This window comes from Thiocapsa sp., from assembly GCF_035467215.1.
Lineage (GTDB): Bacteria > Pseudomonadota > Gammaproteobacteria > Chromatiales > Chromatiaceae > Thiocapsa.
Map to the genome: position 1 here is coordinate 1 of NZ_DATITZ010000252.1, position 4303 is coordinate 4303.

The 4303-nt window shown below is 63.3% G+C and carries 4 protein-coding genes and 1 riboswitch; of the genes, 2 read left to right on the forward strand and 2 right to left on the reverse strand.

The annotated features are described in order from the left end of the window. On the reverse strand, nucleotides 1-1475 hold a 1475-nt coding region (gene tkt / locus VLR48_RS14550), incomplete at its 3' end, for a transketolase (protein WP_325292484.1). Nucleotides 1476-1822: 347 nt separating this feature from the next. Continuing rightward, nucleotides 1823-2380, reverse strand: coding sequence for a thioredoxin family protein (locus VLR48_RS14555; protein WP_325292485.1), 558 nt, complete (start codon nucleotides 2378-2380; stop codon nucleotides 1823-1825). Between the two features lie 222 nt (nucleotides 2381-2602). Here VLR48_RS14555 and metK point away from each other — a divergent pair, with 222 nt between their 5' ends. Both metK and VLR48_RS14565 read left to right on the forward strand, forming a co-directional pair. Beyond that, complete coding sequence (gene metK / locus VLR48_RS14560) at nucleotides 2603-3793, forward strand: methionine adenosyltransferase (RefSeq protein WP_325292486.1); 1191 nt, start codon at nucleotides 2603-2605, stop codon at nucleotides 3791-3793. Between the two features lie 219 nt (nucleotides 3794-4012). After that, nucleotides 4013-4098, forward strand: a riboswitch (S-adenosyl-L-homocysteine riboswitch). Between the two features lie 21 nt (nucleotides 4099-4119). Then, the coding region (locus VLR48_RS14565; RefSeq protein WP_325292487.1) for an adenosylhomocysteinase at nucleotides 4120-4303 on the forward strand (184 nt) is incomplete at its 3' end.

A 4303-nucleotide genomic window follows, 5' to 3' on the forward strand; every position in this document is an offset into this window, starting at 1 on the left:
ATCATGCGCAGCGTCGGGATCTGCTCGACCGGCTGGTGGGTCGGACCATCTTCGCCCAGGCCGACAGAATCGTGTGTGTAGACGAAGATCGGGGAGATCCTCATCAGAGCCGCCATGCGCAGGGCATTGCGGGCGTACTCCGAGAACATCAGGAAGGTCGCGCCGTAGGGGATGAAGCCCCCATGCAGGGCGATGCCGTTCATGATGGCGGACATGCCGAACTCGCGCACGCCGTAATAGACATAGTTGCCTGGCGCGCCGCCCTTGCCGATGCCCTTGCAGCCCTTCCAGAGGGTCAGGTTGGAGCCGGCAAGGTCGGCCGAGCCGCCGAGCAGCTCGGGCAGCAGAGGGCCGAAGCCGTTGAGCGCGTTCTGCGATGCCTTGCGCGAGGCGATGGTCTCGCCCTTCTCCACGACGGCGGCGATGAAGGCATCCGACTGTGCGGCCCAATCGCTCGGCAGCTCGCCGGCCATGCGGCGTTTGAATTCGGCTGCCTCGGTCGGGAACTTCGCAGCGTACGCGGCAAAGCGGTCGTTCCACGCGGACTCGGCTGCGGCGCCCCGCTCCTTGGCATCCCACCCCCGATAAACGGCGTCCGGGATGACGAAGGGCGGATGGTTCCAGCCCAACGCCTCGCGGGTCAGGGCGATCTCGTCCTCGCCGAGCGCAGCGCCGTGACACTCTTCCTTGCCCTGCTTGTTCGGCGATCCGTAACCGATGATGGTCTGGCAGCAGATCAGGCTCGGGCGGTCGGTGATCTCGCGGGCGGTCTCGATGGCGGCCTTGACGGCCTCCGGGTCATGTCCGTCGACCTTGGGGATGACGTGCCAGCCGTACGCCTCGAAGCGCTTCGGGGTGTTGTCGAGGAACCAGGCCGGCGTGTCGCCGTGGCCGCGAACCTCGCCGTCGATCGAGATGTTGTTGTCGTCGTACACCGCGATCAGCTTGCCCAGGCCCAGCGCGCCGGCCAGCGAGCATGCCTCGTGCGAGATGCCTTCCATCAGACAGCCGTCGCCGAGGAAGACGTACGTGAAGTGGTCGACGATGTCGTGGCCGGGCTTGTTGAACTGCGCGGCCAGCGCCTTCTCCGCCAGGGCCATGCCGACGGCATTGGTGATGCCTTGGCCGAGCGGGCCGGTGGTGGTTTCCACGCCCGGGGCATAGCCGTACTCGGGGTGCCCCGGGGTCTTGGAGTGAAGCTGGCGGAACTGCTTGAGGTCCTCGATTCCGAGCTCATATCCCGTCAGGTGGAGCAGGGCGTAGATCAGCATCGAGCCGTGGCCGTTCGACAACACGAAGCGGTCCCGGTCGGGCCAGCTCGGGTTCGTCGGGTTGTGCGTCATGAAGTCGTTCCAGAGCACCTCGGCGATATCGGCCATGCCCATCGGCGCGCCCGGGTGACCCGAATTGGCCTTCTGGACCGCGTCCATCGCGAGCGCTCGTACGGCATTGGCAAGATCTTTACGTGAGGACATCAGTCCCTCCTAAGTTCAGAAGCAATGGTCAGTCGGTCATGCGTGCCGCAAGTCACATCCGCCGATCGATCGGCGTCGGGCGCGTGACGGCGAGGTGGCACGGCGTCGGAATGCAGTATGCAGGGCTAGCGGCCGGAGCGATCGCCGGAGCTTCGCGTGCGCAGACGCGATGGCCGGTATCGAAACCCTTTCGAAGGTCCGTCATTGTGGACGAAGAGTGCCGACCCGAAAATCAAAACAAACTTATACCGTCAAAAAGGAAGTTATCAGTTCCTAATATTAAGAATTGCGCGAGGAAATGACCAGGATTTTCGTACGGATCGACGTTTTCGCGCCTTTGGCGACGGTTAACTTGTCTTCCATTTGATCGAGCAGCCGATGCTGGGGATCTGCTGGTCGGGTCCGGTTCCGGTCCGCGCAACCTGCTCCATGGCTTCGAAAAGATCGCGTTGCGCATCGTCTGGCGCCGTCTCCTTGCGACTGGCATCGAGACGGCCTCGGTATTGGAGCTCCAGCGCTGCGTTGTGTCCGAAGAAGTCCGGCGTGCAGACCGCCCCGTACGCCTTCGCGACGGCTTGGGTCTCGTCGAGCAGGTAGGGAAACGGGAAGCGAAACTCCTCGGCGACCCGTCGCATGTCCTCGAAGGAGTCTTCCGGGTAGTCCTGCGGATCGTTTGACATGACGGCAACACAGCCGATGCCGAGGGCCATCAGCTCGCGGGCGTCTCTGACGATGCGCTCGCGAACGGCTTTGACGTAGGGGCAATGGTTGCAGATGAACATGACGAGCAGGCCGCGCTCGCCTGCGCAAGCATCGCGCGTCCAGATTCTGCCGTCGGTGCCGGGGAGCGCGAAATCCGGGGCAGGGTGCCCGAAGTCGCAAACGGGGGTTTCGAGCGAAGCCATCGAGGGTCTCCGAGTGAAAGCTAAGGCCGCCTGAAAGCCCAGGCCTGTTCCGATGTAACGGTATGTTACCGAAAAGACGGCGATTTCTAAATCCCCGGCGCCGATCCGCGGCAACGACCGGCATTCGCAACCGCCGGCCGGTTTTGCGGTTTTCCGTCGACTCGCTATCATAGCGCACCCAGACACGCACCTCATCGGGACAAAAAGAAGGCCATCGACACTATGAGCAAGGACTATATCTTCACCTCCGAATCTGTCTCCGAAGGACACCCGGACAAGATGGCGGATCAGATCTCGGATGCCGTGCTCGACGAGATCTTTCGCCGCGATCCGAACCATGCCAAGGCGCGTGTTGCCTGCGAGACCCTGGTCAAGACCGGGTTCGTGGTGCTGGCGGGGGAGATCACGCTCACCGACGGCAACCTCAAGATCGACTACGAGAGCGTCGTGCGCAAGGTCGTGACCGATATCGGCTACGACGGGTCCGAGGTCGGTTTCGACGGGCAGACCTGCGGCGTTCTGGTCGCGCTCGGCGAGCAGTCCAAGGATATCCACCAAGGCGTCGACCGCGAGACCGAGGAGTCCCAGGGTGCCGGCGACCAAGGCATGATGTTCGGGTATGCCACCAACGAGACCGATCAGCTCATGCCGGCGGCGATCGACTACGCGCACCGCTTGGTCAAGCGTCAGGCCGAGGTCCGCAAGAACGGCACCTTGCCGTGGCTGCGTCCGGATGCCAAATCGCAGGTCACCTTCCGCTATGTCGATGGGAAGCCGGCTGCGGTGGAGGCCGTGGTGCTCTCGACTCAGCACAGCCCCGACGTCAGCCAAGGCGTGCTGCACGAGGCGGTGATGGAAGAGATCATCAAGCCCGTGCTCGGCGGCACGGGTTGGATGACCGGCGCTACCAAGTATCACATCAACCCGACCGGCAAGTTCATCATCGGCGGTCCGGTCGGCGACTGCGGCCTGACCGGACGCAAGATCATCGTCGACACCTATGGCGGTATGGCGCGCCACGGCGGCGGTGCCTTCTCCGGTAAGGATCCCTCGAAGGTCGATCGCTCGGCCGCCTATGCCGGTCGTTATGTCGCGAAGAACATCGTCGCCGCGGGTCTTGCCGAGAAGTGCGAGGTTCAGGTGTCCTATGCGATCGGTGTCGCCGAGCCGACGTCGCTGTCCATCGATACCTTCGGGACGGCCAGCATCAGCGAGCATCGCATCATCGAGCTGATCCGCGCGCACTTCGATCTGCGCCCCTACGGGATCACCCGCATGCTGGATCTCACCAACCGGGATCTGATCAAGTACCGCGATACCGCGGCCTACGGTCACTTCGGGCGTTCGGAGCCGGGCTTTACCTGGGAGCGCACCGACAAGGCCGAGATGCTGCGCGAAGCGGCGGGCATCTAGGGCTCAACCGCGTCAGGTGCGACATGCGGTGCTTCGGGTGCGCGGGGTCTCGCGGGTATCTGAAGCCGTTGCGGGACGCGGTTGAGGAAAATGATGTTTTGAATCGCGTCGATGCGGTCTGCGTTTGAACATCTTGCCCCCACGTCGCGGTTTTTGGCGCGCGTGGTTCAATAACGCGATGATTCATGATCCATTCTGATTGATCTCGACAAATACCTCGCGACCGAGGAGCGTTGCGACCCGGGCCATCGGAGCTCGGGCCAGGCTCGGCGGCGGGGTCGACACGACAACGGCGCTCACTCACGTTTCATCAGGAGCTGATAACCATGAGTGAGTTCACCGATTACAAGGTTGCCGACATCTCCCTGGCCGATTTCGGCCGCAAAGAGATGGACATCGCCGAGACCGAGATGCCGGGCCTGATGGCCCTGCGCGAGCAGTTCGGCAAGTCCAAGCCCCTCGCCGGCGCGCGCATCACCGGCAGCCTGCACATGACCATCCAGACCGCCG

Coding starts and splice junctions, on each gene's coding strand:
- VLR48_RS14555 (WP_325292485.1), bottom strand. CDS start 2,380: ATGGCTTCGCTCGAAACCCCCGTTTGCGACTTCGGGCACCCTGCCCCG.
- metK (WP_325292486.1), top strand. CDS start 2,603: ATGAGCAAGGACTATATCTTCACCTCCGAATCTGTCTCCGAAGGACAC.